Annotated in this window: 23 protein-coding genes and 1 tRNA gene; 7 read left to right on the forward strand and 17 right to left on the reverse strand. The window is 72.1% G+C overall.

The features are described from left to right. Positions 1–39: 39 nt before the first annotated feature. Together PVK74_RS19115 and PVK74_RS19120 are read left to right on the forward strand one after the other, a co-directional pair. Positions 40–489, forward strand: coding sequence for a protealysin inhibitor emfourin (locus tag PVK74_RS19115; RefSeq protein WP_140946391.1), 450 nt, complete (start codon positions 40–42; stop codon positions 487–489). Between the two features lie 80 nt (positions 490–569). Continuing rightward, complete coding sequence (locus PVK74_RS19120) at positions 570–1226, forward strand: type 1 glutamine amidotransferase domain-containing protein (RefSeq protein ID WP_274476943.1); 657 nt, start codon at positions 570–572, stop codon at positions 1224–1226. An 8-nt stretch (positions 1227–1234) separates the two neighbouring features. Here the strand turns inward: PVK74_RS19120 and PVK74_RS19125 are convergent, their stop codons facing one another. The 6 genes from PVK74_RS19125 to PVK74_RS19150 all read right to left on the reverse strand — a co-directional run bounded on the left by PVK74_RS19125 (position 1235) and on the right by PVK74_RS19150 (position 4873). Continuing rightward, on the reverse strand, positions 1235–1846 hold the full coding sequence (locus tag PVK74_RS19125; protein WP_166457739.1) for a histidine phosphatase family protein: 612 nt from the start codon (positions 1844–1846) through the stop codon (positions 1235–1237). A 49-nt stretch (positions 1847–1895) separates the two neighbouring features. Continuing rightward, entirely contained in the window at positions 1896–2315 is a 420-nt protein-coding gene (locus tag PVK74_RS19130; RefSeq protein ID WP_043327953.1) for a VOC family protein, read from the reverse strand. 35 nt (positions 2316–2350) lie between these two features. Beyond that, positions 2351–2752: a helix-turn-helix domain-containing protein gene (locus PVK74_RS19135; protein WP_187693841.1), complete on the reverse strand. Its 402-nt coding sequence runs from the start codon at positions 2750–2752 to the stop codon at positions 2351–2353. Between the two features lie 166 nt (positions 2753–2918). Beyond that, complete coding sequence (locus PVK74_RS19140; protein WP_210887362.1) at positions 2919–3590, reverse strand: HNH endonuclease family protein; 672 nt, start codon at positions 3588–3590, stop codon at positions 2919–2921. A gap of 281 nt (positions 3591–3871) precedes the next feature. After that, complete coding sequence (locus PVK74_RS19145; RefSeq protein ID WP_210887366.1) at positions 3872–4699, reverse strand: hypothetical protein; 828 nt, start codon at positions 4697–4699, stop codon at positions 3872–3874. 97 nt (positions 4700–4796) lie between these two features. After that, positions 4797–4873 (reverse strand) — tRNA-Thr (locus PVK74_RS19150). A gap of 364 nt (positions 4874–5237) precedes the next feature. On the opposite strand from PVK74_RS19150, the gene PVK74_RS19155 reads away from it, so the two are divergent. Beyond that, positions 5238–6329 carry an ABC transporter ATP-binding protein gene (locus tag PVK74_RS19155; RefSeq protein ID WP_274476944.1) on the forward strand — a complete coding sequence of 364 codons (1092 nt, stop codon included), beginning with the start codon at positions 5238–5240 and terminating at the stop codon, positions 6327–6329. A gap of 58 nt (positions 6330–6387) precedes the next feature. On the opposite strand, the gene rlmB is transcribed toward PVK74_RS19155, so the two are convergent. Together rlmB and cysS are read right to left on the reverse strand one after the other, a co-directional pair. After that, the gene (gene rlmB / locus PVK74_RS19160) at positions 6388–7506 is read right to left on the reverse strand and encodes a 23S rRNA (guanosine(2251)-2'-O)-methyltransferase RlmB (protein WP_043327949.1); all 1119 of its coding nucleotides are present in this window, start codon (positions 7504–7506) and stop codon (positions 6388–6390) included. Then, positions 7506–8921, reverse strand: a complete 1416-nt coding sequence (gene cysS / locus PVK74_RS19165; protein ID WP_274476945.1) for a cysteine--tRNA ligase — start codon at positions 8919–8921, stop codon at positions 7506–7508. Before cysS ends, rlmB begins: the two co-directional genes overlap by 1 nt. Before the next feature lie 63 nt (positions 8922–8984). Between cysS and PVK74_RS19170 the strand changes: the two genes are divergently transcribed. Together PVK74_RS19170 and PVK74_RS19175 are read left to right on the forward strand one after the other, a co-directional pair. Then, entirely contained in the window at positions 8985–9632 is a 648-nt protein-coding gene (locus PVK74_RS19170; protein WP_043327947.1) for an IclR family transcriptional regulator, read from the forward strand. 214 nt (positions 9633–9846) lie between these two features. Beyond that, positions 9847–11016: a hypothetical protein gene (locus PVK74_RS19175; RefSeq protein WP_274476946.1), complete on the forward strand. Its 1170-nt coding sequence runs from the start codon at positions 9847–9849 to the stop codon at positions 11014–11016. Between the two features lie 68 nt (positions 11017–11084). Here PVK74_RS19175 and PVK74_RS19180 read toward each other — a convergent pair whose 3' ends face one another. From PVK74_RS19180 to PVK74_RS19190, 3 genes are all read right to left on the reverse strand, one after another. After that, on the reverse strand, positions 11085–12773 hold the full coding sequence (locus tag PVK74_RS19180; RefSeq protein WP_064446854.1) for a S8 family serine peptidase: 1689 nt from the start codon (positions 12771–12773) through the stop codon (positions 11085–11087). A gap of 88 nt (positions 12774–12861) precedes the next feature. Further along, positions 12862–13560 carry an HAD family hydrolase gene (locus PVK74_RS19185; RefSeq protein ID WP_043327944.1) on the reverse strand — a complete coding sequence of 233 codons (699 nt, stop codon included), beginning with the start codon at positions 13558–13560 and terminating at the stop codon, positions 12862–12864. Further along, positions 13557–14513: an EamA family transporter gene (locus tag PVK74_RS19190; RefSeq protein ID WP_166457733.1), complete on the reverse strand. Its 957-nt coding sequence runs from the start codon at positions 14511–14513 to the stop codon at positions 13557–13559. Before PVK74_RS19190 ends, PVK74_RS19185 begins: the two co-directional genes overlap by 4 nt. 72 nt (positions 14514–14585) lie before the next feature. Here PVK74_RS19190 and PVK74_RS19195 point away from each other — a divergent pair, with 72 nt between their 5' ends. Further along, positions 14586–15131 carry a CGNR zinc finger domain-containing protein gene (locus tag PVK74_RS19195; RefSeq protein ID WP_274476947.1) on the forward strand — a complete coding sequence of 182 codons (546 nt, stop codon included), beginning with the start codon at positions 14586–14588 and terminating at the stop codon, positions 15129–15131. Here PVK74_RS19195 and PVK74_RS19200 read toward each other — a convergent pair. The 6 genes from PVK74_RS19200 to PVK74_RS19225 all read right to left on the reverse strand — a co-directional run bounded on the left by PVK74_RS19200 (position 15098) and on the right by PVK74_RS19225 (position 24167). Further along, the gene (locus tag PVK74_RS19200; protein WP_274476948.1) at positions 15098–15694 is read right to left on the reverse strand and encodes a GNAT family N-acetyltransferase; all 597 of its coding nucleotides are present in this window, start codon (positions 15692–15694) and stop codon (positions 15098–15100) included. The two genes, PVK74_RS19195 and PVK74_RS19200, sit on opposite strands and share 34 nt — an antisense overlap. A gap of 55 nt (positions 15695–15749) precedes the next feature. Beyond that, entirely contained in the window at positions 15750–17159 is a 1410-nt protein-coding gene (locus PVK74_RS19205) for a class II fumarate hydratase (RefSeq protein ID WP_176722885.1), read from the reverse strand. 44 nt (positions 17160–17203) lie between these two features. After that, complete coding sequence (locus tag PVK74_RS19210; protein ID WP_274476949.1) at positions 17204–20182, reverse strand: AfsR/SARP family transcriptional regulator; 2979 nt, start codon at positions 20180–20182, stop codon at positions 17204–17206. A gap of 196 nt (positions 20183–20378) precedes the next feature. Then, positions 20379–22046, reverse strand: a complete 1668-nt coding sequence (locus tag PVK74_RS19215) for a fumarate hydratase (protein WP_030502831.1) — start codon at positions 22044–22046, stop codon at positions 20379–20381. A 76-nt stretch (positions 22047–22122) separates the two neighbouring features. Continuing rightward, positions 22123–23523, reverse strand: a complete 1401-nt coding sequence (locus PVK74_RS19220) for an outer membrane protein assembly factor BamB family protein (protein WP_043327938.1) — start codon at positions 23521–23523, stop codon at positions 22123–22125. Positions 23524–23678: 155 nt separating this feature from the next. Further along, a complete protein-coding gene (locus tag PVK74_RS19225; RefSeq protein ID WP_013288920.1) occupies positions 23679–24167 on the reverse strand; it encodes an Lrp/AsnC family transcriptional regulator in 489 nt (162 codons plus the stop codon). A 140-nt stretch (positions 24168–24307) separates the two neighbouring features. Between PVK74_RS19225 and hppD the strand changes: the two genes are divergently transcribed. Further along, positions 24308–25513, forward strand: a complete 1206-nt coding sequence (gene hppD / locus PVK74_RS19230; protein WP_043327937.1) for a 4-hydroxyphenylpyruvate dioxygenase — start codon at positions 24308–24310, stop codon at positions 25511–25513. Positions 25514–25518: the final 5 nt, after the last annotated feature.

Below are 25518 nucleotides of genomic sequence, written 5' to 3' on the forward strand. Positions count from 1 at the left end.
GGCCGGAACCGGGTGGTCCCGTCGCGCGTCCGAACCGGTATGAGAGCTGCCCCCGCCGTGGCGGCCGTCGCCGCCCTTCTCGTCCCGCTCGCCGGCTGCGCCCGCACCGACGCGCCACCCGTCGTCACGGACGGGCCCTCGCCGCTGGCCACCGAGGTCGTGCTCGTGAAGTCGGGCGGCATCGCCGGGCTGACCGACACCGTCCGGGTCGGGCCGGACGGCCACTGGACCCGCACCGACCGCGCCGGCGCCTCCCGAGAGGGGCAGCTCGCCGCGGAGAAGCTCACCCGGCTGCGGCAACTCGCGGCCGACCCCCGGCTGGCCGCCGAAGCCGCCGTCACCGCACCGGCGACCATGTGCGCCGACGCGTTCAGCTACCGGCTCACCGTCGGGCCCAACCAGGTCAGCTACGTGGACTGCCCGCCGCAGGCCACGCCGCCCGCCGTCACCGCGCAGGTGGTGGACCTGCTCAACGGCGCCACCGGCTGACCGGCGCCGACTTCAAACCCGTTCCGGCTGTGACATCGGCCTATGGCCGGCCGGCCCGCGGCGGGGCCAGCATGGAAGGCATGACTCGCGCACTCATCGCCCTGACCAGTCACTCCGAGCTGGGCCGCACCGGCCGCTCGACCGGCTACTACGTCGGCGAGGCCGCCGAGCCGTGGGAGGTGTTCCGGGCCGCCGGCTACGACGTCGACCTGGTCTCAGTGGCCGGCGGCGAGCCGCCGGTCGACGGGCGGGACGAGAACGACAGCACCCAGAACGACTTCCTCGCCACCGCCGGCGTCACCGACACCCCGAAGGCCGCCGACGTCGACCCGGCCGGGTACGACGTGATCCTCTTCGCCGGCGGTCACGGCACCATGTGGGACTTCCCCGACGACCCCGACCTGGCCCGGATCGCCCGCTCGGTCTACGAGCGCGGCGGTGTGGTGGCCGCCGTCTGCCACGGCCCGTCGGCGCTGGTGAACCTCACGCTCACCGACGGCTCCCGGCTCGTCGCCGGCAAGCGGGTCGCCGGCTTCACCAACAGCGAGGAGGCGGCCGTCGGCCTCACCGACGAGGTGCCGTTCCTGCTCGCCGACAAGCTCACCGAGGCGGGCGCGCAGCACGTGCCGGCGCCGGACTTCACCGAGCACGTGGTGGTCGACGAGCGGCTGGTCACCGGCCAGAACCCGCAGTCCGCCCGCGCCGTCGCCGACGCCGTGGTGAAGCTGATCCCCTGAGCGCCGGGTCAGAACCGGTAGTCGTCGGGCAGGCCGGTGGCCCGCAGCTCGGGCGGCAGGTGAGCGACGTCGTTGAGAGCGACGAGCGTCGGCGGGCCGCCCGAGCTGTACCGGATCACCGTGAGCCCGCAGTTCTGGTGGTTGAGCCCGATCCAGCGGTGCGGCGGCGCCTCCAGCGCGTGCAGCACCAGCCAGGCGACCAGGAAGTTGTGGGTGACGACCAACTCGCGTACGTCACCCTCCGCGGGGGCGGCGGCGAACCGCGCCACCGCCTCCGCGGTCACACGCGGCCCGTCGCGCCGCTCCCGCTCGGTGAACCCGGCCAGGAACTCGGCGTACCGCTCGGGCAGGTCGGCCGGGTCGGTGTCGTGCGGCACGTGGTCGCCGGCGCGGTCGTCCTCGCGTACCGGAACACCCGGCAGCGACGCCGCGACCAGCGCGGCGGTCTCCGCGGCCCGGCGGGCCGGCCCATGGTGTACGGCGGCGAAGCGCGTGCCGCGCAGCCGTTCACCCAGCAGCGTCGCCTGCCGCCGGCCGCGCTCGGACAGGCCGGTGTCGGCCTCCTCCTCCGCGCGGTCCTGCTCGCCGTGGCGGACCAGGTAGAGCAGGCGGCTGGGCATCGGCGCCTCCACGGTCGGGGACCGCGAGACTAGCCCGCCGCCGCGCCGTTCACTGCCCCTGGCGCATCTGCCCGATCCGGATCCGGTTGCCGAACGGGTCGCGGATGCCGAAGTCGATCCCGTACGGCCGGTCGGTCGGCTCGTCGGTCACCTCCACACCCTTCGCGACCAGATCCGCGTACGTCTTGTGCGCGTCGTCGGTGGTGAAGAAGAGGAACCCGCCCGCGGCGCCCTTGGTCAGCAGCTCCCGGACCTGCTCGGCGGTCTTCGGGTCCAGGGCCGGCGGGCCCGGCTTCTCCAGCAGGATCTCCCGGCCCGGGTCCCCCGGCACGTTCACGGTGAGCCAGCGCATGAAGCCGAGATCCTGGTCGGTGCTGACCTCCAGGCCCAGCTTCCCGACGTAGAAGTCGAGCGCCTCGTCCTGGTCGAGCACGTAGATCTGCGAGCGGGAAGTCGAAGTCATCGTCATGCCGACGACGCTAGAGCAGCGGCCTGACCTGCTGCTTATCCAAAACTGCTCGGTCTGGTCCAGGACTTGGCGAAGCAGCTCGGCACGTCCGGCGGCGCGGCCCGGCGACGCCGGAAGGCCGAGGGCGACGCACCGACGATGCCGTGGAACGTCCGGCTGAACGTGCCGAGGCTGTTGAAGCCGACGGCGAGGCAGATGTCGGTGACGTCGCGGTCGGTCTCCAGCAGCAGGGCCATGGCCCGCTCGACCCGGCGGCGTTGCAGGTAGCGGTGCGGGGTCTCGCCGAAGGTGGCCCGGAAGGTACGGATGAAGTGCGCCTCGGACACGTGGGCGATCCGGGCCAGCGCGGCGATGTCCAGCGGCTGCGCGTACGCCCGGTCCATCGCGTCGCGGGCCCGCAGCATCGCCCGATTGGACTCCTCGACCGCTCTGCTCACGCCGTCCCCCCGCCGGCCAGCCTACCGAGACGTCGATCGTCAGCACGGCCGAGGCACCCTGACCCGTGCCACCCGTTGTCGGCCGCCCCGCCCGGTGGAAGACACCGTCCGGGGCGGCCCTGGTGTGCGCGTTGCTGTCATCCGGCCCGAGCGACGGCTCCTGCGATCACGAGGCGCAGGTGTTGAGCATGCTCTGCAGTGCTGACTTCTCGGATGATTGGAGCGTCAGGCCCCAGTTGTACTTCACGGTGATCCACATCTTGCTGTAGGTGCAGCGGTACGACGTCAGCGGCGGCTGCCACGTCGAGGGGTCCTGATCGCCCTTGGCCTGGTTGACGTTGTCGGTGACCGCGATCAGTTGCGGGCGGGTCAGATCGTTGGCGAAGCTCTGCCGGCGGCTCGTCGTCCAGGAGTTGGCTCCTGACCGCCACGCCTCCGCCAGGGGCACGATGTGGTCGATGTCGACGTCGGAGGCGGCGTACCAGGTCGCACCGTCATAGGGGCTGTACCAGCGGCCTGAGGTGGCGGCGCAGGAGCTGCTGACCACGACGGACGTGCCGTCCCGCTTGAGGACCTGCTCGCGGGTGTTGCAGGTTCCGGTGATGGTGATCCAGTGGGGGAACAGGTCCCGCGAGTAGCCGGACATTGAGCCCTGTGCGGCCACTGTCAGCGCGTTGAGCTGCGACTGCGCCGTCGCCTGGGAGGGGATGCCGGGCGGGGTGGCCGAGGCCGGCTGGCCGTTCACGGCGGCGAGAACAGCGCCCGCGAGGGCGGCGACAGTGATCGCGGCGGCACGGCGCCAGGCACGCGGGGTGAGGGTGACGGGCGTGATCGGCATGACGGCGACCTTTCGTCGAGGAAAGTGACAGCAACCTTCCCTGACGATCAGTCCATCGATCATCGTCCCTGTAAAGTACAGCAGTCCGGTTGTCGAGCATCGAGCCGCCCCGCACCGCCGACGCGCCGACTCCGCCGGCGTCACTCAGGGCAGCGGCGGCGTGACGGTCGCCGTGGCCCTGACCGTGGTGGGCGTGACCGGCATGTTCCTCACGGACCAGGGCAGGTCAGCTGACCTGCGGTGTTGTCGGCATCTTGTCCGGAGTGCGAGGTACAGGTCCGTTAGCTGCCGTCCACCGGGTCGTCGTACGGCGGCGACACCTCGTCGTTCCAGGAACGTTTCACGTAACCGCCGGTGAGATCTTGGAGCCGTAGGTTGACCTCGATCAGGGTGTTGATCTCCTGGAGCACCTCGTCGAGATCGTCGAACGTGACCTGGAACCGGCGGTCGTAGGTAGCCATCTCGGGGATGCCATAGTCCTCGGCGACCTCAGCGGCCTCAGCGACAATCCGTGGCCCCGCGTCGAAGGTCACCTCCAGCTGGGGACCATCGGACCATCGGACGGTGAATCGGTCGCTCTCCTCGGCCACCACCATCGACTTCAGGCGCTGCACGGCGTCGGCAAGGGTGACGGACCCGGTGAAGTAGACCCGGAACCCATCGCGCGGCCAGAGGTGAGACGAAACGGGATCGTCCAACAGCAGATCGACCGCAGCGTCGATCCTGGACTCAGCTTCGGTCAGCGGCACACCCAGTTGCGAAACATGGGCGACCAGGCCCGTCGCGTCCGCCACCACGTGCCCGATCCGGTACATGGTCCGGACGAGCCCTTCAGCATCCACGTCACTGCCACTGTGCCAGAACGGCAGATTGATGGCCGTCTCGCCGGACCGGTAGCGCACCGTAATGCCGCTGGGCTGGTGCGTCAGCGTGCGGCTCGGGCCGTCCTCGCCCAGAACCACCTCGCCGACGACGTCCCGTACGCCGGAAACGATGGCGTCCCATGCCTGCGAGTCGGACGGCTCACCCGCACCCTTCCGTTCGCCGTCCGACGCCTTCAGCGAGGGCTGTCCGACGGGCTCGGGTAGCAGGATGAGATCAAGAGTCATGGCCGTCAGGCTAGGGCCTGTGACGGGCGGTCGTGACCCTCGTTGCTGTCATCCGGCCGGATCGCAGCGGCTGCCGCCGCGAAATGCCTTGTGTAATTGGAGCCCCCGGCCGGGATCGAACCGGCGACATCTCGCTTACAAGGCGAGTGCTCTGGCCAGCTGAGCTACAGGGGCGCGTGCGTCGGGCTCAGCATAGCGACTGAGCCCCGGAAATCCCGCCTCGCAGGGCTCCCGAGCACGGAAAACGTCGGCATCCCGACCGGTGCGGCCGATGGATCATCGCCCGGGCACGCTCCCAGCGGGGAGATTGATGCCTCGCAGTGCCCTGCTGACCGTTATGCGTATGCCGTCCATCCCACCCGGAGCGACACGTCTTGGCACGATCGCGAAAGCCGTTTACCGTGCAGTGACACGGACGACACTCCGGCGGGCTTCGGCTGCCTGAGCGACGACCCCGTTGGCCGGTGCCTTGGGCGCCGGTCGCTCCTTCACTCGGATCGTCCGGCACGTTCCTGCCGGTGAAAGGAAGCGCTCCATCATGGCTACGGTCACCTACGCGAAGGCGTCCCGGATCTACCCGGGCACCGAGCGCCCCGCCGTCAACCAGCTCGACCTCCAGATCGGTGACGGGGAGTTCCTCGTCCTGGTCGGTCCGTCCGGCTGCGGCAAGTCCACCAGCCTCCGGATGCTCGCCGGCCTGGAGGACGTCGACGACGGCGCGATCTACATCGACGGCCGCGACGTCACGCACCTCCCCCCGAAGGCCCGCGACATCGCGATGGTCTTCCAGAACTACGCCCTCTACCCGCACATGACGGTGTACGAGAACATGGCGTTCGCGCTCAAGCTGCGCAAGACCTCGAAGTCGGAGATCGACCGGCGGGTCAAGGAGGCGGCCGGGCTGCTCCAGCTGGAGGAGTTCCTCAGCCGCAAGCCGAAGGCGCTCTCCGGTGGTCAGCGCCAGCGTGTCGCCATGGGCCGCGCGATCGTCCGCGAGCCGCAGGTCTTCCTCATGGACGAGCCGCTGTCGAACCTCGACGCCAAGCTGCGTGTCCAGACCCGTACCCAGATCGCCTCGCTGCAGGCGAAGCTGGGCGTCACCACCGTGTACGTCACCCACGACCAGGTCGAGGCCATGACCATGGGTCACCGGGTGGCGGTCATGCTCGACGGCGTGCTCCAGCAGGTGGACACCCCGCGGGCGCTCTACGACACCCCGGCCAACGTCTTCGTCGCCGGCTTCATGGGCTCCCCGGCCATGAACATCAAGACGGTGAAGCTGACCGAGCAGGGCGGCGCGTTCGCCGAGATGATCGTGCCGCTGACCCGCGAGCAGGTCCAGGCGGCCAGCGCCGAGGGCGGCGACGGCAAGGTCACCGTCGGCTTCCGGCCGGAGGACTGCGACCTGGTCAGCCCGTCCGAGGGCGGCATGCCGGTAGTGGTCGAGCTGGTCGAGGACCTGGGCTCCGACGCCAACGTCTACGGCCACGCCGCGCTGGAGGGCCACAACGAGCGGTTCGTGGTCCGTACCGACCGGCGCAGCATGCCGAACATGGGTGACACCGTGTTCGTCAAGCCGCGTACCGGCCGCAGCCACGTCTTCCACTCCGCCACCGGCCAGCGGATCTGACGTACCCGAGAAAAGGGGCGGCCCGCCACGGCGGACCGCCCCTTTTTCGTACTCTCGATCAGACCTCGACGGACCGGCGGCGCGCGACCTCGGCCAGCGTGACGGCGGCGGCGACGCTCGCGTTGAGCGACTCCACGTCGGAGACCATCGGGATGCTGACGGTCAGGTCGCAGGTCTCGCCGACCAGGCGGGACAGGCCGCGCCCCTCCGAGCCGACCACCACGACGAGCGGGCCGACGGCGGCCTCCAGGTCGTACAGGTCGGTCTGCCCGTCGGCGTCCAGGCCGACCACGACGAAGCCGGCGTCCTTGCACGCCTTGAGCGACCGGGTCAGGTTGGTGACCTGGGCGACGGGCACGCGCGCGGCCGCGCCGGCGCTGGTCCGCCAGGCGGTCGCGGTGATCCCGGCGGCACGCCGTTCGGGTACGAACACACCCTGCGCGCCGAACGCGGCGGCCGACCGGATGACCGCGCCGAGGTTGCGCGGGTCGGTGACGCCGTCCAGCGCGACGAGCAGCGGGGCGGCCTGTTCCAGCGCGGCGGCCACCAGGTCGTCGAACGGCTCGTAGGCGAACGGCGGCACCTGGAGGCCGACGCCCTGGTGCAGCACCCCGCCGGTCATCCGGTCCAGCTCGGCGCGGCTGACCTCCAGGATCGCGATGCCCCGGTCGGCGGCGGTACGGACGATCTCCTTGACCCGGTCGTCGACGTCGATGCCCTGCGCGGTGTAGAGGGCGGTCGCCGGCACCTGGGTGCGCAGCGACTCCAGCACCGGGTTGCGCCCGACCAGCAGCTCGGGGCTGTCCTTCGCCGGGTTGGCCTTGCGGCCCGGCGCGACCCGGGGGCCGCCCCGGCCGGCCGGCTTTCCGCCCCGCCCCTTCGTCGTGGGCGTGCCCCGGCCACCGCCCTTGCCCCAGGTGGTGTCCTTGGTGCCGGGCTGGCCGATCTTGGGGGCGCGGCCCTCCTCGGCGGCGGCGCGGCGCTCCTTCTCCTGCTTCCAGGCGGTGCGCTGGGGCAGCTTCTCGGTGCCCGAGTACGCCTTGTGCCACGGCCGCTCGTCGGCGGGCAGCGTGCGCCCACGCCCGGCGAGGGAGTCCTTGTTCTTGCCGCCGGTGCCCTTGGGGGCGCCCGCCTTCGGTGCCAGTCGCCGGCCTCGGCGCTGTGAGTTGCCGGCCATCAGTCCTGCTCTCCAATAGTCCAACGCGGGCCCTGGGGGGTGTCCTCGACGACCACGCCGGCCTGCTTGAGCTGGTCGCGTACGGCGTCGGCGGCGGCCCAGTCCTTGCGGCCGCGGGCCTGCGCGCGCTGCTCCAGGGCCAGCGCGATCAGGGAGTCCACCACGCCGCGCAGGTCGTCCGTGCGGCCGCCGCCGGTCCAGGCCGGGTCCAGGGGGTCGACGCCGAGGATATCCAGCATCGCCCGGGTGGAGGCGAGCGTCGTGCGGACGGTCACATCGTCACCGGCGGTCAGCGCGGTGTTGCCGTCGCGGACCACCTCGTGCAGCGCCGCGAGCGCCGCCGAGGTGTTGAGGTCGTCGTCCATCGCGGCGACGAAAGCGGACGGCAGGTCGCCGGGCCGGCCGCCGCCGACCCGCTCGGCCGCCCGCTGCACGAAGCCCTCGACCCGCCGGTACGCCACGGCGGCCTCGCGCAGCGCGTCCTCGGAGTAGTCGATGCGGGACCGGTAGTGCGCAGCGACGTAGTAGTAGCGCAGCTCCACCGGGCGCACCCCGAGCGAGGCCACGTAGTCGAGGTCGAGCGTGTTGCCCAGCGACTTGCCCATCTTGGTGCCGCCGATGCCGAGCAGGCCGTGGTGCACCCAGTAGCGCGCGAACGGCAGGTCGGCGGCCTGCGACTGGGCGATCTCGTTCTCGTGGTGCGGGAACGTCAGGTCGAGCCCGCCGCCGTGGATGTCGAACTCGGGGCCGAGGTAACGCCAGCACATGGCCGAGCACTCGATGTGCCAGCCGGGCCGGCCGCGACCCCACGGCGACGGCCACGAGGCGTCGGCCGGCTCGTCCGGCTTGACGCCCTTCCAGAGCGCGAAGTCGCGCGGGTCCCGCTTGCCCCGGTCGGGGGCGTCACCGGCCGGCTGCATGTCCGCCGGGGACTGGCCGGACAGCGAGCCGTACGCCGGCCAGGAGGCCACGTCGAAGTAGACGTCGCCGGAGCCGTCGGTGGCCGGGTAGGCGTGACCGGTCTCGATCAACCGGGCGATCAGCTCGTGCATCTCCGGGACGTGCCCGGTGGCCCGCGGCTCGTACGTGGGCGGGAGCACGTTGAGCGCCCGGTAGGAGGCGGCGAGGATCTGCTCGTTGGTGTACGCGATCGACCAGAACGGCCGGTCCTGCTCCATCGCCTTGGCCAGGACCTTGTCGTCGATGTCGGTCAGGTTGCGGATGAACGTGACCTCGAAGCCCTTGTCGAGCAGCCAGCGGCGCAGCACGTCATAGTTGACGCCGGAGCGAAGGTGGCCGATGTGTGGCGGGGCCTGGAGCGTGAGACCACACAGGTAGACCCCCACCTTGCCGGCTTCCCGCGGGACGAAGTCCCGCACCGATCGGGTGGCGGTGTCATACAGGCGTAGCGTCACCTCACAAGGGTAGCCGTCCGCACATTTCGAGGTTGGCCGGAGCCGGGTCGTACGCTGCGTGCTGTGGACACGGCGGCGCGCACGGGAGAGACCGCACAGACCCTGGACCGGGGTCTGCGCCTGCTGCACCTCGTCGCGGACGCGCCGGGCGGGCTCACCGTCACCGAGGCGGCGCACCGGCTGGGCATCGGCCGCGCCGCGGTCTACCGGCTGGTCGGCGCGCTGACCGGCCACGGCATGCTCCGGCGCGACGGCGAGGGCCGGCTTCGCATCGGCGTGGGCGTGCTGCACCTGGCCCGCCGCGCCCAGCCGCTGCTCGCCGAGGGCGCGCTGCCGGCGCTGCGCCGCCTCGCCGAGGGCACCGGGGCGACCGCCCACCTGACCGTGGTCGAGGGCGGCGAGGGGGTGGCGCTCGCGGTGGTCGAGCCGAGCTGGACGTCCTTCCACGTGGCGTACCGGACCGGCACCCGGCACCCCCTGGAGCGGGGCGCCGCCGGCCGGGCCGTGCTGGCCGGGCGGGCCGGCGATCCGGGGCCGGTGAGCACCAGCGGTGAGCTTCAATCAGGCGCGTACGGGGTGGCGGCGCCGGTGCTGGGTGTGCCCGGCCTGGAGGGCAGCGTCGGGGTGGTGTCGCTGACCCCGCTCGACGTGGCGGACATCGGCGCCCAGGTGACGGCCGCCGCCGAGGCGGTCGCCACCGCGCTCTCCTGACCCGCGCGCGCCCTTTACGCCAGCTCGGCGAGGTGGCTGCATCAAGCGGCCCGGACACCACCACCTCCCCGAGGTGGAGTGGATCATGAGCAGGTCGAAGGCCATAGCACGCGGACAGGCCGCGCGGGGGTTGTCCACAGGGCGCGGAGGGCGGCACGGTTGCGGCTGTCCACAGGGGTACCGATCTCGACCCGTGCGCCGCCACGCTCGTCACATGCCACCTCATCCTCATCGCCCACCGGAGCTGGCCTGGCAGGTCTTCCGGGGCTCGGAAGCGATCCGGCACGGGCTGCTGTCCCGGCACCATCTGCGCGGCGCGTCCTGGGTCCGGCTCCGGCAGGACGTCTACGCCGACGCGCGGCTCGACCGCGACCACGCGCTGGCCTGCCGCGCGGCACTGCTGCGCCTGCCACCCGGCGCGGCGATCGCCGGCCCTTCGGCGGCCTACCTGCACGGGGTCGAGCACGCCGCGGGCTTCACCGACGACGTGCACGTCCTGCTGCCGGCCACGGTCCGGGCCGACTCCCAGCCGGGTGTCCGGGTGCACCACGCCCCGATGTCGAGCACCCGCAGCGGCCTCCTGGTCCCCGTCGGCGCCGCCGCACCCGCGCGCACAAGCCCACCCACCGGCACGAGCCCATCCGCAGGCACACGCCCTGCCACCGGCACCAGGTCGCTCGTAGCAGCACCGCCTGCGGCGGACCGCCTCCCGGGCACACCGGGCCGGACCAGATCGCCGGATCCGGCCCACCCCCACAACCACCCCGGACCGCCCGGCCCGGCCGACCCGCAGAACTCAGCCGCATCGAGCCCGTTCGCAGAGTCGTCCCCCGGTGCGGCGTTGACCCTGGCCGGGCCGCCGCCACGCACCGAGCCGGCCGCCTGTGCCTGGGAGACAGCGGTCTGGGCCGATCCGGTGAAGGCGGTCGGCATCATCGACGGGCTGCTGCGTACCGGTTCGGTGAACCGGTCGGCGCTGGCGAGCGAGGCGGCCCGGAACGCCTGCCGACCCGGTGGGCGGCGGGCGGCGTGGGTGTTCGGCCTGACCGACGGGCTGGCCCAGTCCCCGCCCGAGTCCCACCTGCGGGTCCGTCTCGCCCTCGCCGGCCTGCCCCGCGCGGTGGCCCAGTATCCGGTGCGGGTGTCGACCGGCCTGATCCTGCACCCCGACCTGGCCTGGCCGGAGTTCCGGGTCGCGGTCGAGTACGACGTTCAGTGGCACTCCGACGCGGACCGGATGCACCTCGACCGGCGGCGGCTCAACCAGCTCGTCGCGGCCGGCTGGCTGGTGCTGCACGTGACCGGCCGCCGCCTGCGCAAGGAGTTCCCCGACCTGGTGCGGGAGATCCGCGCCGCACTGGTGGCCCGGGGGTGGCGCCCGTGACACCCGCCGGAACGCCGAGGTGGCGGCGTCCGGGTGATCCGGACACCGCCACCTCGGGGAAACGGTCGTTACGGTCGTACGTTCGGCTTGACCGGGGTCTTCACCGCGGCGTAGGCGTCGACGATGCCGTAGCCGTAGAAGCCGTTGAAGTTCAGCGAGCCCGCGCAGTACGCGTCGAACTCGGCGCTCCGGCCCTCGTTGGTGTAGCTCTGCAGCCGCGGCTCCGGGCAGGCGTGCTCGGCCGCCGTCCGGTAGAGGTGCTGCTCGACCAGGTTCGGCGCCATGCCGTAGCCGTTGCGGCCCTCCTTCTTGCCGTGCTTGCTGACGATCAGCGCCGCCACGCCCGAGACGTGCGGGGACGCCATCGAGGTGCCCTGCAGGTAGGTGTAGTAGCCACACTCACCCTTCGCGGTGCACTGCTTGAACACCGAGTTCTCGAAGCCGGCGACGATGTTGCCGTTCTCGTCGACCGACCCCTCCTCCTGGAGCACCTTCTTCGGGTACGTGGAGAGAATCATGTTGGCGTCGGTGCGGTACGTGTCGGTGCCGAAGCCGTCCCGGAACCAGCCACCCGGCGCCGCCACCGAGATCTGCTCGGTGCCGTAGTTCGAGTAGTCGGACTTCTTGCCGGACGGCCCGACCGCCGACACGCCGATCACGTGCGGGCCCTCGACCGGCAGGTCCCAGCAGGTCGCGTTGTCGATCGGGCGCGGGTACGGGTCGGCGCCGTAGTCCGGGCTGCTCACGTCGGTGCGCGGCGCGCCCAGGTCCTCGTGGTTGTTGCCGAGCGAGCCGACGAGCGTGACGCCCTTGCGGTGCGCGAAGTTGAGCGCCCGCTTCATGGCCTCGATGACGGTGCGCTGCTCGGCCTGCGCCTCCGGCGAGTCGGCCGGGTTGGCGGTGCAGTTGTAGAGCCACGGGTCGACGTAGAAGGACATGTTGACCACGTCCAGGCCGGAGCGGCCCGCGTGCACCAGGGCGTTGACCACCGGGTTGAGGAAGAAGTAGCCGCTGTCCTGGCCACCCTTCAGCTCGACCAGGGAGACGTTCGGGGCCACGCCGGACAGGCCGAAGCCGTTGGCGGCGGCGCCGATGGTGCCGGCCACGTGGGTGCCGTGCCCGCCGTCGTCGGTGCCGACCGGGTCGAGGCAGCTGGCCACCTCGCACGGGCCGTCGACCTCGGGGATGTCCGGGGCGAAGTTGCGCGACAGTGCCCAGTTGAAGTTCGGTGCCAGGTCGGGCTGGCTGGCGTCGACGCCGGTGTCCAGGATGCCGACGGTCACCCTGCGGTCACCCGGCTCGATCTTGCGGGCCTTGTCGGCCCGGATCATGTCCAGACCCCAGAGCTTGTCGTCGAGCGGGTCCATCTTCTTGCCGTTGTTCTTGGCGGCCTTGCCCTTGGTCGCCGCTGCGGCCAGCAGGTGCTCCTGCTCGACCCGGTCCAGCTTCGGCTTGCGGCCGATCGCCTTCTCCTCGGCCGCGCCGACCAGGGCGCCGGCGGCGGTGGCCCGGCTGGCGAAGTCCGCCCGGTCGCTCGTGACCTGGAAGAGGCCGACATCGTCGGTACGGGCGACGACAGTGCCGCCGGCGGCGGTGATCGCGGCGATCGCGGCGTCGGTGGACACACCGCTCTCGGCCAGCACGGTGAAGGTCCGGGTGTCCGACGGCGCGGCGTTCGCCGGGATCCCCAGGCCGGTCACCGTGAGTGCCAGCGAGGCCGCAGCCGCGACCGCGCCGACGGTGAAGCGCTTGCTCACCACATCAGATCCTCTCGTTGAGGGACGTGGTGTCATCCCACATCACGGGAGCGGGTTCCGCCAGATCGACGTCCGTTATCGGCCGCAACTAGGCATTCGCGCTTGTCAAGGTGTTGAGCACCGTGGACAGTCCGGCGAGCGTGGACACTTCGGCGTCCGGTTCGAGGCCCCGAGGCCGGGGAAGCCCGCCCCGGTTGAGCCAGACGGCACGCAGTCCGGCCCGCTGGGCGGCGACCACGTCGTGCTCCGGCGAGTCGCCCACGTGCACGATCCGCGCGGCGGGCAGCCCGCAGGCCGCCACCACGGCCGCGAAGAACTCCCCGGCCGGCTTCTTCGGCAGGCCGCCCTCGTGGGCGTACAACTCGAAGGCGAACTGCCCGGCGAGGCCGCAGCGTTCGGCGCGGCTGTTCCCGTTCGTGGCGAAGCCCAGCACGTGGTGCGGGCGCAGTGCCGCCAACGCGGGCAGCGCGTCGGGGAAGGGCCGGCTCAACGCGTACCGGCGGGCGAAGAACAACTCCGCCAACTCGTCCAGCTCCGTCTCCAGCCCGGCCCGGGCCAGCGAGCGGGCCAGCGCGGCCCGCCGGATCTCCTGCACCGGGGCGGCGCTGAGCGCGCCGAAGACCGCACCCCAGTCCTCCTCCAGGTCCGCGAGCGACACCGCGGCCGCCGCCGGGGTCCGCCGCCGCATCTCCTCCAGTACGGCGACGAGCGCGCCGGTGACCGCCGGGCGCAGGTCGACGAGTGTCTCGTCGGCGTCGAAGACGACAGCGCTGCGCGGCCCGCTCACCGGTCGCCTGCCAGCACCGGCTCGGCGGACGTGGCCGCCGAAGGTGTGCCGCGCAGTTCGTCCGCCCGGACCAGGGCGACGCCGCCGAGGATGAGCACCCCGCCGGCCAGCTGGATCAGGCTGGGCAGTTCGTCGAGCACCAGCCACGCGATCAGCACCGCGAACATCACCTCGGTCAGCCCCACGAAGGAGGACAGCCGGGCCCCGAGCAGCCGGGTGCCGGCGACCCCGGCCAGGTACGCGACCACGGCGGCGATCAGCGACAGCCCGGCGATCGGCACCAGCCAGCTCACCTGGTGCCCGGCGAAGGTGACGTCGGCGGTGCCGGCGGCGAGCGGCAGCGCGCCGATGCCGCCGAGCAGGAGCAGCACCAGCGCGCCGACAGCCATGCCGCCGCTGGCCATCACCACCGACGGCAGTTCGGCGTCGATCCGGCCGGCGATGACGAAGTATCCGGCCAGCCCGACGCCCGCGCCGAGACCCCACAGCACGCCCACCGGGTCCAGGCGGCCGGCGCCGGTGAGGTCGAGGACGAGCGCCAGCCCGCACAGGGCGGTGACCGAGCCGGCCACCGTCAGCGCTCGCGGGCGCTGCCCGTGGACCAGCCACATCCATCCGACCACCAGCACGATGCCGAGGTATTCCAGCAGCAGCGCCACACCGACCGGGAGGTAGCGGACCGCGTTGAAGAAGCACGCCTGCGCGGTGGCGACGCCGAGCAGCCCGAACAGCAGCACCGTGACGCCGTTGCGCCGCAGCACCGACCACTTGCCGCGCAGGGCCAGCAGGGCGGGCACGGCGAGCACCAGCGCGGCGATGCCGACCCGGGCGACCACCACCGCGACCGCCGACCACTCGCCGGTGATCAGCGGGCGGGCGAAGGTGCCCGAGGTCGCGAACGTGATCGCGGAGAGCAGTGCCAGACCGAGCCCGACGCCGGATCGTTCACGCATCGACAGCTCCAGGTCATGAGTGAAGGACGGTTATGCTGATGACGCTAGGCGGAGCCCCTGACAGGAGTCAAGTTGCTTTTCGCTCATGACACCGAATGCGCGCTGGTCGGTGCCGCCGCACTGGTGAACACCGCCGACGGCGACCGGGAAGGGCTGCCCGACGTGGCCGCCCTGGACGCCTTCTTCACCACCCACGGGTGGAGCGGCCGGCACGAGCACACCGAGGCCGAACTACGCCAGGTCCGCGCGCTGCGGCCCCGGCTGCGCCGCATCTGGTACGCCGACACCGACGAGGTGGTGGCGATCGTCAACCGGCTGCTGCGCGAGTCGCACGCGCTGCCGCAACTCGTCCGGCACGACGACGAGCCGTACCACCTGCACGCGGTGCCGCGGGACGCGCCGCTGGCGACCCGGATGGCGGTCGAGGCCGCGATGGCGATGGCCGACCTGGTACGGATGGGCGAGCTGAGCCGGCTGCGGCACTGCGACCACCCCGACTGCGACAACGTGCTTGTCGACCTGTCCCGGAACCGCTCCCGCCGGTTCTGCGACGCCGGCTGCGGCAACCGGGCCGCGGTGAGCGCCTACCGGGCCCGCAGGGCGGCGTCCCAGTCCTGACGGGTCGCGGGCCAGTCCTCCCGGGACAGCTCGTACTCCACCTCGCCGTGCTCCGTACCCGGGATCGGTTCGTCGAACGCGAGGTGGAACGTGCGGACGTAGCGCAACCCGGCGCGGGCCATGACCGCCCGGGAGCGGTCGTTCACCGCCATCGTCTGCGCCCACACGCGGCGGACGCCGACCGTGTCGAACGCGTGCCGCACCAGCGCCCGCGCGCCCTCGGTGGCCAGCCCGTGCCCCCACGCCGCGCGGCGCAGCCGGTAGCCCAGCTCCGCCTCGGCGCCGTCGTCGGACGGGTCGAGCGAGTGCCAGCCGAGGAACTCGCCGGTGAACCGGTCGAGCGTCGCCCAGCGGCCGAGCCCGGGGTGCCGGGTGTACTGCGCGAGCACCCGGGGCAGCACGTCGTCCCGGAATGTCGTCGCCGGAGTCGGCACGCCGCCGGTCAGGAAGCGCATGACCTCCGGGTCGGCGTCCAGCGCCACCAACCGGTCCACGTCGTCCATCGTGAACCGGCGCAGCGTCAGCCGCGCGGTCTCCAGCAGCACCCCGCCGTCGTCACGCACCGTCGGATCATGCCGCGCCCACGGTGACGGGTCGAGGCAATTACCGGCGCCGGCCTCAGGGGTGGGTCATCCGGAGCAGATCCAGCGCCTCGTCCAGCTGGGTCTCGGTGAGCTTGCCCGAGTCGACGTGACCTCGGGAGATCACCACCTCGCGGATGGACACCTGCTTGGCCAGCGCCTCCTTCGCGATCGAGGCGGCCTCGTCGTACCCGAGGTGGCGGTTGAGCGGGGTGACGATCGACGGCGAGCCCTCCGCGTACGCCAGGCAGACCTCGGCGTCCGCGACCAGGCCGGCCACCAGCCGCTCGGCGAACAGCCGGCTGGACGCGGCGATCAGCTTGATCGACTCCAGCAGGTTGCGGCCCATCACCGGAAGCATCACGTTCAGCTCGAAGTCGCCCTGCGACCCGGCGAACGCCACCGCCGCGTCGTTGCCGACCACCTGGGCGCAGACCTGCCGCATCGCCTCGGCCACCACCGGGTTCACCTTGCCCGGCATGATCGACGAGCCAGGCTGGAGGTCCGGGATACGCAGCTCGCGCAGACCGGCGCGCGGGCCGGAACCCATCCAGCGCACGTCGTTGGCGATCTTGTAGAGACCGACCGCGACGGTACGGAGCTGGCCCGAGGTCTCCACCAGCGCGTCCCGGGCGCCCTGCGCCTCGAAGTGGTTGCGCGCCTCGGTCAACGGCAGCCCGGTGGACTCCCGCAGCTTGCCGATCACCCGCTCGGCGAACCCCAGCGGCGTGTTGATGCCGGTGCCCACGGCGGTGCCGCCCAGCGGCAGCTCGGCCAGCCGGGGCAACGCCGACTCCAGCCGCTCGACGCCGTAGCGGACCTGCGCCGCGTAGCCGCCGAACTCCTGCCCGAGCGTGACCGGCGTGGCGTCCATGAGGTGGGTACGCCCGGCCTTGACCACCGTCTCGAACTCGGCCGCCTTCTCCTCCAGCGCGCCCGCGAGCTGCTTCAACGACGGGATCAGGTCCTCCACCACGAACTGCGTGGCGGCCAGGTGGATCGAGGTGGGGAACACGTCGTTGCTGGACTGCGACGCGTTGACGTGGTCGTTCGGGTGCACGTCGCGGCCCAGCTCGCGGCTCGCGAGGGTGGCGATGACCTCGTTGGTGTTCATGTTGGACGACGTACCGGAGCCGGTCTGGAACACGTCCACCGGGAACTGGTCGTCGTAGCCGCCCTCGGCGACGTGCGCGGCGGCGGTGGCGATCGCCTGCGCCACGTCCGCGTCGATCACCCCCAGCTCACCGTTCACCAGTGCCGCCGCCCCCTTGATCTGCGCCAGGGCCTTGATCTGGGCCGGTTCCAGCCCGCGCCCCGAGATCGGGAAGTTCTGCACCGCGCGCTGGGTCTGCGCCCGCCACAGTGCCTCGGCGGGCACCTCCACCTCGCCCATCGAGTCGCGTTCGATCCGGTAGCCGGTCGCCTCTGGAGTCGTCACGCCTACCATCCTGCCGCGCCGCCGGTCGGAGTGCAGGGAAAGTGGCGGCCCCCTCAGCCCAGCTCGACCAGCAGCTTCTCGGTGTCCCGCTGGTCCGGCGTCTCGACCTGACGGAACAGCGCCAGCGCACGCCCGGCGTACCGGCGGGCCTGGTCCGGGTCGTCGTGGCGCAGGCATCGCGCGAGGCCGTCCAGGGCGCGGGCCTGCTCGTAGCGCAGGCCCAGCCGCTCGGCGTCGGCTAGCACCCGGCGGTGCAGGTCCAGCGCGCTGGCCACGTCACCCTGGTCGAAGATCGCCCGGGCCAGCAGGTTCCGGGAGGCGCACTGCCCGACCAGATCCCCGGCGTCGATCATGGCCACGAGGGCGTCCCGGTGCAGCGAGGCGGCCAGCTCCGGCCGGCCCTCCTCGCGCTCCATCATGCCCAGCTCGTTGAGCAGTTCGCCCTCGCCGTACCGGTTGCCCACCCGGCGCTTGAGCCTCAGGCCGACGCGCAGGAGCCGGCGCGCGGGCCCGTGCTCGCCGCGCCGGTGCCGCGCCATGCTGAGGTGCCCGATCGAGTTGCCGAGCTGCCGCAGGTCGCCGGCCTGCCGTGCGACAGCCATCTGGTTGCGGCACATCCGCACAGCCTCGTCGTACCGGCCGTGCGAGATCAGGGTGAACGAGAGGTTGTTCAGCAGGTTGGACAACCACGACGACTCGCCCGACCGGCGGGCGATCGCCGCGGACTCGGTCAGGAGTTCGATACCCCGCTGGTGCTGCCCGTCGACCGCGTACGCGGTGCCGAGGTTGCCCAGCACCTTGCGCAGCTCGCCCGGCCGGTCGAGCCTGCGGTAGATGCCGACCACCGCCTCGAGCCGCCGGATGGCCTCGGCGAACCGCGCCCGGCGGTAGTCCGCCGAGGCGAGATAGTTGAGCATCGTCGCCACGGCCTCCTCGTCGCCCAGGCGCTCGGCGGCCCGCAGACCGATCTGATGCGTCTCGATCAGGTCGTCCAGGCGACCGCCGTAGAAGTTGCTAACCCATGCGACCCGGGCGAACTGCCAGCTCTGCCGGAGAAAACCCTCGTTCTCCGCCAGCCGGACGAGCGCCGTCAGGGTCGAGCGGTTCTCCTCCAACCATGCTCGGCCGAGGCCGACAGTGGCTGCCACCAGGTCGGGCCGCGCCGGCTCCGGCAGGTCGAACAGGGACGGCTCGGCGCCCGTCTCCAGCGACCGCCCGATGGACGCGGTGACCTGAAGATGGAAGTCGATGAGACGGCCCACCGCCGCCCGCCGCTCGTCGGCGGTCTCGCGTCCGGCGCCGAGCGTGCGCGCGTACTCGCGGATCAGGTCGTGCAGCTGGTAGCGGCCCGGTTCCACCTCCTCGACGAGGTGCGCGTCGACAAGTTCGTCGAGCGCGTCCTGCGCCTGCGGCAGCAGCAGGTCGGCGAGCGCGGCCGGCACCCGGTTGTCGACACACTGACCCGGGTGCAGGCCCAGCAGGCGGAAGACCCGCTGCGCGAGCGGCGACACCTGCTCGTACGACAACGCGAAGGCGCCGGCCACCGACCGCTCTCCCGCGACCAGCTCGGCCAGCGGGTCGGACGCGCCGGCCAGCCGCTCCGCCAGGTCGGCCACCCGCCACCGCGGCCGGTGCGCGAGCCGGGCCCCGGCCAGCCGCAGGGCCAGCGGAAGGTGTCCGCAGCGGCGGGCCACCTCCATCGCCGCCTCGGGCTCGGCGGCCACCCTCTCCGCGCCGGCCACGCGGGCCAGCAGCTCGACCGCCTCGTCGGCGTCGAGTACCGGCAGCGAGGACGGGCGGCCCGAGTCCAGGCCGATCAGGCGACGACGGCTGGTGATCAGTATCAGGCAGTCCGGACCGTTGGGCAGCAGCGGTGCGACCTGGCCGGCGTCGGCCGCGTTGTCGAGCACCACCACGGCCCGACGCCCGGCCAGCTCGGAACGCCACATCGCCAGCCGGTCCGTCGGGTCGGCCGGCACCCGTTCAGCCGGCACGCCGAGCTGCCGGAGCAGGGTGGCGGCGGCCACTGTCGTACTGAGCGGGCTGCGGTCGCTGTGCCCGTGCAGGTCGATGAAGAGCTGCGCGTCGGGGAACCGGCCGGCCACAGCGGTCGCCACCTGCACGGCCAGCGTGGTCTTGCCGCTGCCCGCCATGCCGTCGACGAGCTGGACCCGGCTACCCTCCTCGACCTCCCGCACCAGCCGGGCCACTGTCTGCTGCCGCCCGGTGAAGTCGCTGATCGCGCGCGGCAGCGCCCGCACCGGCGCGGCAACACGGCTCTCCGGGCCGCTCAGCGCCAGGTCGCCGGCGAGTATCCGCTGGTGCAGCTCCTGCAACGCGGCGCCCGGCTCGATGCCCAGCTCCTCGGCGTAGATCCGCCGCCCTTCCCGGTAGACAGCCAGCGCGTCCGCGTGGCGGCCGACCGCCGACAGGGCCAGCATCAACTGCCCCCGCAACCGTTCCCGCAGCGGCTCGCGCTCGACCGCCTCGGTGAGCTCGTCGACCAGCTCGGGCGCCCGGCGCAGCCGCAACTCGATGTCGACGCAGTCCTCCAGCGCGGCGAGCCGCTGTTCGTCGAGCGCCTGCGCCCGCCGCCGGACGCTACGGGCGGGGATGCCGGCCAGCACCGGCCCACGCCACAACGCCAGCGCGTCCCGGTAGTTCTGACGCGCCTCGATCAGCCGGCCCGCTTCGGCGTTCCGGCGGGCCGTCTCCACACCGTTGGCGAACACCTCTGCGTCGAGATCGCCCGGCTCGATCCGGATGCCGTATCCGGCCGGGTCGGTGACGATGGTCACGGTGGGCAGGCCGAGCGCCGCGAACCGCTGCCGCAGTCGAGACACGCAGATCTGGAGCTGGGTCCGCGCGGTCGCCGGGGGACGGTCCTCCCACACGGCGTCGATCAGGTCCTCGGTCGGCACCACCAGGCCCGGACGCAGCAGAAACATGGCGAGGACGATTCGATCTCGACCCGCGGTGACGGTGGCTTCACCGCCGCCGACCCGCAGGGGCCCCAAGATTCCGAACCGCACCGCGCTCCCCCGACCGCCGTATCAACCCTGCAGCAGCGTAGCCCGGCGGTCACCGAGCGCCGCGCCGAGGCGATAGCGATCCGATAGCGGCGGCGCACAGACTCGGTGCGGGTTGCCGATGACGGCATCCGACGGGGGCGGTGCGCCTGTCCGGTGGTCCGACCGGGCAGGCGCACCGATGTCTGTGCGTCTGAACTCAGCGGCGGCCGACGGTGAGCACCGGCTTGGTGACCTCGGCGAAGAAGTCGTTGCCCTTGTCGTCGACGACGATGAAGGCGGGGAAGTCCTCCACCTCGATCTTCCAGACCGCCTCCATGCCCAGCTCGGCGTATTCGAGCACCTCGACGTGCTTGATGCAGTCCTGGGCGAGGCGGGCGGCCGGGCCACCGATCGAGCCGAGGTAGAACCCGCCGTGGGCCTGGCAGGAGCGGGTGACCTGGGCGGACCGGTTGCCCTTGGCGAGCATCACCATCGAGCCACCGGCCGCCTGGAACTTCTCCACGTACGCGTCCATCCGGCCGGCCGTGGTGGGACCGAACGAGCCGGAGGCGTAGCCCTCGGGGGTCTTCGCCGGGCCGGCGTAGTAGACCGCGTGGTCGCGCAGGTACTGCGGCATCGGCTCGCCCGCGTCCAGCCGCTCGGCGATCTTCGCGTGCGCGATGTCCCGGGCCACGACCAGCGGCCCGGTCAGCGACAGCCGGGTCTTCACCGGGTACTTCGACAGCTCGGCCCGGATCTCGTCCATCGGCCGGTTCAGGTCGACGCGGACGACCTCCTCGGTCTCCAGCGTCTCGTCGGTCACGTCGGGCAGGTAGCGCGCCGGGTCGGTCTCCAGGCGTTCCAGCCAGACGCCGGACGGGGTGATCTTCGCCACCGCCTGCCGGTCCGCGGAGCAGGACACCGCGATCGCCACCGGGCAGGAGGCGCCGTGCCGGGGCAGCCGGACCACCCGTACGTCGTGGCAGAAGTAGCGGCCACCGAACTGCGCGCCGATGCCGAAGTTGCGGGTCAGCTCCAGCACCTCCGCCTCCAGCTCCAGGTCGCGGAAGCCGTGCGCGCTCATCGAGCCCTCGGTGGGCAGCGCGTCGAGGTACTTCGCGGAGGCGTACTTGGCGGTCTTCAGCGCGTACTCGGCCGAGGTGCCGCCGATGACGATGGCCAGGTGGTACGGCGGGCAGGCCGCGGTGCCGATGAGCCGGAGCTTCTCCTCCAGGAACTGCATCATCCGCGTCGGGTTCAGCAGGGCCTTGGTCTCCTGGTAGAGGTAGGACTTGTTGGCCGAGCCGCCGCCCTTGGCCATGAAGAGGAACTTGTACGCGTCGGCGTGGCCGTCCGGGTCCTCGGCGTACAGCTCCACCTGGGCGGGCAGGTTGCTGCCGGTGTTCCGCTCGTCCCACATGGTCAGCGGGGCGAGCTGCGAGTAGCGCAGGTTCAGCCGGGTGTACGCCTGGTAGACGCCGCGCGAGATCGCCTCCGCGTCGGTGCCGTCGGTGAGCACGTGCCGCCCGCGCTTGCCCATCACGATGGCGGTGCCGGTGTCCTGACACATCGGCAGCACACCGCCGGCCGCGATGTTGGCGTTGCGCAGCAGGTCGAGCGCGACGAACCGGTCGTTCGGCGAGGCCGCCGGGTCGTCGATGATCGAGCGGAGCTGGGCCAGGTGGGCCGGGCGCAGGAAGTGGGCGATGTCGTGCATCGCCTCGGCCGTCAGCGCGGTGAGCGCGCCCGGATCGACGGTCAGGAACCGGCGGCCACCCGGGCCGTTGACGACGTCCACGCCCTCATCGGTGACCAGGCGGTATTCCGTCAGGTCGGGGCCGGTCGGCAGCAGGGGTGCGTACGAGAAGGCGGCGGCACTGCTCATGACCGAAAAGCCTAGGGCAGAGCCGTCGATCGGTGACACCCGCAGGTGGGGTCGCGGCCCGACCTCTCACCCGCTGTCACTTGCCGTCGACGCAGAGTTCCCGCTTCGGGCCGCAACTGCCCTGGTCGCCGGGCGGCTGCCAGCTGCCCCCGGGGTTCGGCGCCACCGGCGCGTCGCCCTGCCCCGGCCCGGGCGCGCCGGTCGTGCCGGCGCCCCAGCGGACGTACCCGATCTCCCGGCCCTCACCGATGATCATGCCGTTGGGGCCGACCGCCAGCGCGTTCGCCGCGGTCCGCAGCTCGACCAGGACGCGGCCCTCGCGCGGCTCGACCGCGATCAGCCGAGACGGCTTCTCCTCGCTGATCAGCGCCGCGTACGGGGTGAGCGCGGCGCCGCTCTTACCGCCCGCCGGCCGGGTCCACCGGGTCCGGTCCGCCGACAGCTCCCGCCCCAGCAGCGACTCCTTGTCGGCGCTGCGCACCACGGCGTAGCGGTCGTCCACGGCGAGCAGCTTCTCACCGTCCGCGCCGACCTGGAGCAGACGGCCGTCGTACCCGTCGAGCACCGCCTCGCGCCCGTCCGGGGCGACACCGATCAGGACGTTGCGCGCGCCCTGCGGGTCCTCCCGCTGTACGCAGCCGGCGTAGTCGGCCGTACGCAGGTTGATCCCGGTCCGACGCCACACCTGCTGACCCGTCGCCGGGTCGACTGCCGTGACGGTGTAGTAGCAGCTCCCGTCGCGGGAGGTGGCCGCGATCCGGAGCAGCCGGCCGCCGACCACCGCCAGCCGCTCCTCCCGGCCCGGCTCGACGTTCTGCAGCACCCGGCCGGTCGCGGTGTCCACCACGTGTACCCGGCCGTCGACCGGGAAGCCGAGCAGCGGCGGTACCGCCTCCGGCCCGGCCACCCCGCCGTCGATCCGGGTGGCGCCCAGCCGCCGCGTACCGAGCAGCTCCGGGTTGTCGGCGAGCACGCCGCTGTGCACGCCGGGCAGGAACGCGCTCCACAGCGGAGCGGTGCCGCGCGGCTCCCAGGCCCGCAACGTGCAGTCCGTGGCCCGCACGCAGTAGGCGTCCAGCAGCAGGTTCCGGTACGTCCAGACGGCGATCGCCCGATCGTCGCGACGCCGGGTCACGCCGCTGACCGGGTCGAGCACCTCGTACCCCTTGTCCAGCAGCTTGCCCACGGCGACGACCGGGTCCCGGTCGCCGCCCGCGACCGCCGACCAGTCGGCCTTGCGCTCCCAGAGCTGGCGGCCGTCGGCGAGGCTGCGCGCCTCGACGCGGGTGCGCTGCTCCACGATCACCGTGTCGCCGGCGATGGTGACGCTGCGCGGGGTGCCGCCGACGCGCTGCTGCCAGACCACGTCCGGCTCGGAGATCGGCTTGCTGCGGTCGACCCAGTCCCACAGCGCCGGGAACGGGTTCCAGACGCCTGTCGCGGCGAGTACGACCACGGTGACGAGCCCGAGCAGCAACCAGCCGCGTACCCCTAGGCCCTTCACACCGCACACGGTAGCGACGATCACCGGTCCCCCGGGTCGCGCGCGGGGCGTGTCGCAGCGCTTCTTGCCCGGGCAGGTGTTAATAAGGGGCCCTTCCACCTCCGCAGGCGTTAACAGGGGGCCCTTCCTTACCCCCGGGCGGCGGAGCGGACCAGCGGCAGCGTGCGGTACGGGATCTGCTCGGCCAGCGCGATGATGGTGGACGCTCGCCGGATCCCCTCGGAGGCGACGATCTGGTCGATGACCCGCTGGAGGTCGGTGTTCGACCGGGCGACGATGCGGCAGAGCAGGTCGCTGGAGCCGGTGATGGTGTGCGCCTCCAGCACCTCGGGAATGGCGGCCAGGTGCGCGGTGACCTGGTCGTGGCCGTGCCGCTGGCTGATCTCCAGCGTGACGAAGCTGGTCACCCCGAAGCCGATCGCGGCGGGCGTGATGTCCGGCCCGAACCCGGTCACCACGCCGCGGCCGACCAGCTTGTCCAGCCGGGCCTGGACCGTGCCGCGGGCCACGCCGAGCCGCCGGGAGCACTCCAGCACCCCGATCCGCGGTTCCTCCGCCAGCAGTTCGATCAAGCGCGCGTCCAGCTCGTCGAGCTGTACATCCTGACCAGTGTTCATGGTGTCCGACGGTACCGAATGCACAACCTGACCAGGAATAACGCCAACTGTTGCCCAACTCACCGTGCGCCGTAGATCCTCCCCGGAAGAGCAGATCCACGGCGGCCCACGAGGCCGGCCGGTACGCGAGGGAGGCCACCATGACCCAGGCGATCGACCGACCCCAGTCGACCGAGGAGGTCGACGTCGACGCTCTCGTCGGCGCCGTCGACCACGACATCAGCCGCGACCCGTTCCCGGTCAAGGGCATGGACCACGTCCACTTCCTGGTCGGCAACGCCAAGCAGGCCGCGCACTACTACTCGACCGCGTTCGGCATGACCTGCGTGGCGTACCGGGGGCCGGAGCAGGGCTACCGCGACCACGCGCAGTACGTTCTGACCAGCGGTTCGGCCCGCTTCGTGCTGACCGGCGCGGTCCGCCCGGACGCCGACGGCGCCGAGCACGTGGCGAAGCACAGCGACGGCGTCTCCGACATCGCGCTGGAGGTGCCGGACGTGGACGCCGCGTACGCGCACGCCGTCGCGCAGGGCGCCACCGGCCTGGTCGAGCCGCACGACGTCAGCGACGAGCACGGCACCGTGCGGATGGCGTCCATCGCCGCGTACGGCGACACCCGGCACAGCCTGATCGACAGGTCCCGCTACACCGGCCCGTTCCTGCCCGGCTTCGTGGCCCGCGGCCCGATCGTGGACCGGCAGCCGATGATCGACGCCGGCCTCCAGCCGAAGCGCTTCTTCCAGGCCGTCGACCACGTGGTCGGCAACGTGGAGCTGGGCCGGATGGACGAGTGGGTCGAGTTCTACAAGCGCGTCATGGGCTTCTCGAACATGGCCGAGTTCATCGGCGACGACATCGCCACCGACTACTCGGCGCTGATGAGCAAGGTCGTCGCCAACGGCACCCGCAAGGTGAAGTTCCCGCTCAACGAGCCGGCCGTGGCCCGCAAGAAGTCGCAGATCGACGAGTACCTGGAGTTCTACCAGGGCCCCGGCGCCCAGCACATCGCGGTGGCCACCAACGACATCCTGGCCAGCGTGGACGCCATGCGCGCGGCGGGCGTCGAGTTCCTGGACACCCCGGACTCGTACTACGAGGACCCGGAGCTGCGCGCCCGCATCGGCAACGTCCGGGTGCCGATCGAGGAGCTGCAGTCCCGCAAGATCCTGGTCGACCGGGACGAGGACGGCTACCTGCTCCAGATCTTCACCAAGCCGGTGCAGGACCGTCCCACCGTCTTCTTCGAGCTGATCGAGCGGCACGGCTCCCTCGGCTTCGGCAAGGGCAACTTCAAGGCCCTGTTCGAGGCGATCGAGCGGGAGCAGGAGAAGCGCGGCAACCTGTAACACTG

This window comes from Micromonospora chalcea, assembly GCF_028768405.1.
In the GTDB taxonomy this organism is placed as follows: domain Bacteria; phylum Actinomycetota; class Actinomycetes; order Mycobacteriales; family Micromonosporaceae; genus Micromonospora; species Micromonospora chalcea.

Bases quoted from the DNA above. Each gene is read 5' to 3' on its own strand.
- PVK74_RS19175 (WP_274476946.1), top strand. From the start codon at position 9,847: ATGCCACCTCATCCTCATCGCCCACCGGAGCTGGCCTGGCAGGTCTTC.
- PVK74_RS19225 (WP_013288920.1), bottom strand. From the start codon at position 24,167: ATGAACACTGGTCAGGATGTACAGCTCGACGAGCTGGACGCGCGCTTG.
- PVK74_RS19140 (WP_210887362.1), bottom strand. From the start codon at position 3,590: ATGCCGATCACGCCCGTCACCCTCACCCCGCGTGCCTGGCGCCGTGCC.
- PVK74_RS19120 (WP_274476943.1), top strand. From the start codon at position 570: ATGACTCGCGCACTCATCGCCCTGACCAGTCACTCCGAGCTGGGCCGC.
- PVK74_RS19125 (WP_166457739.1), bottom strand. From the start codon at position 1,846: ATGCCCAGCCGCCTGCTCTACCTGGTCCGCCACGGCGAGCAGGACCGC.
- rlmB (WP_043327949.1), bottom strand. From the start codon at position 7,506: ATGGCCGGCAACTCACAGCGCCGAGGCCGGCGACTGGCACCGAAGGCG.
- hppD (WP_043327937.1), top strand. From the start codon at position 24,308: ATGACCCAGGCGATCGACCGACCCCAGTCGACCGAGGAGGTCGACGTC.
- PVK74_RS19145 (WP_210887366.1), bottom strand. From the start codon at position 4,699: ATGACTCTTGATCTCATCCTGCTACCCGAGCCCGTCGGACAGCCCTCG.
- PVK74_RS19215 (WP_030502831.1), bottom strand. From the start codon at position 22,046: ATGAGCAGTGCCGCCGCCTTCTCGTACGCACCCCTGCTGCCGACCGGC.
- PVK74_RS19205 (WP_176722885.1), bottom strand. From the start codon at position 17,159: ATGGTAGGCGTGACGACTCCAGAGGCGACCGGCTACCGGATCGAACGC.
- PVK74_RS19130 (WP_043327953.1), bottom strand. From the start codon at position 2,315: ATGACGATGACTTCGACTTCCCGCTCGCAGATCTACGTGCTCGACCAG.
- PVK74_RS19155 (WP_274476944.1), top strand. From the start codon at position 5,238: ATGGCTACGGTCACCTACGCGAAGGCGTCCCGGATCTACCCGGGCACC.
- PVK74_RS19115 (WP_140946391.1), top strand. From the start codon at position 40: ATGAGAGCTGCCCCCGCCGTGGCGGCCGTCGCCGCCCTTCTCGTCCCG.
- PVK74_RS19190 (WP_166457733.1), bottom strand. From the start codon at position 14,513: ATGCGTGAACGATCCGGCGTCGGGCTCGGTCTGGCACTGCTCTCCGCG.